This is a genomic window from Comamonas sp. F1-6 (assembly GCF_039581415.1).
Taxonomy (GTDB): domain Bacteria; phylum Pseudomonadota; class Gammaproteobacteria; order Burkholderiales; family Burkholderiaceae_C; genus Comamonas; species Comamonas thiooxydans.
This window is the reverse complement of sequence record NZ_JBCPWN010000065.1, coordinates 1-820: the sequence shown is the minus strand read 5'-3', so window position 1 is coordinate 820 and position 820 is coordinate 1. Positions and strand designations below refer to the sequence as shown.

1 protein-coding gene is annotated in these 820 nt (G+C 67.2%); it reads right to left on the bottom strand.

Going from position 1 to position 820, the window contains the following annotated elements; translation table 11 throughout:
- Positions 1–820, bottom strand: an 820-nt coding sequence (locus AAIL66_RS24325; protein WP_343497965.1) for an aldehyde dehydrogenase family protein, incomplete at both ends; no start/stop codon positions are given.

Here is an 820-nt window from a genome sequence, read left to right as displayed (position 1 = left end):
TTCCACGTAGCTCAGGTCCTGCTCCAACTGGGCCTGGCTGACCACGGGGCCCATATCGGTGCCGGCGGCGCGTGCGTCACCGACCTTGATTTGGGCCATGCGCGCCTGCAGAGCCTCGATGAAGGCCGGGTAGATCTTGTCGGTGACGATGAGGCGGCTCGATGCCGTGCAGCGCTGGCCCGTGGAGTAAAAGCCGCTTTGCGCCGACAGCTCCACGGCCTGAGCGAGATCAGCATCGTCGAGCACGATCTGGGGGTTCTTGCCGCCCATCTCCAACTGCACCTTCTTGCCCGAAGCCACGCAGGCCGCCGCAATGCCGCGGCCCACGCCCACCGAACCCGTGAAGCTGATGGCCGCCACGTCGGCGTGGTTGACCAGGGCCTCGCCGATCACACGGCCCGGGCCCATGACCAGGTTGAAGACGCCTGCGGGAATGCCCGAGCGGTGGATGATGTCGGCCAGGGCCCAGGCGCTGCCGGGCACCAGGTCGGCGGGCTTGAGCACCACGCAGTTGCCAAAGGCGAGGGCCGGAGCGATCTTCCAGGCCGGGATGGCGATGGGGAAGTTCCAGGGTGTGATCAGGCCGACCACGCCGATGGGTTCGCGCGTGATTTCCACGCCGATGCCGGGGCGCACCGAAGGCACGGTCTCGCCAGTGAGGCGCAGGCATTCACCGGCAAAGAACTTGAAGATCTGGCCGGCGCGGCCGACTTCGCCAATGGCTTCGGGCAGGGTCTTGCCTTCTTCGCGGGCCAGCAGCTCGCCGAGCTCCGCCTTGCGCGCCAGGATTTCCGTGCCTATCTTGTCCAGGGCGTCGGAA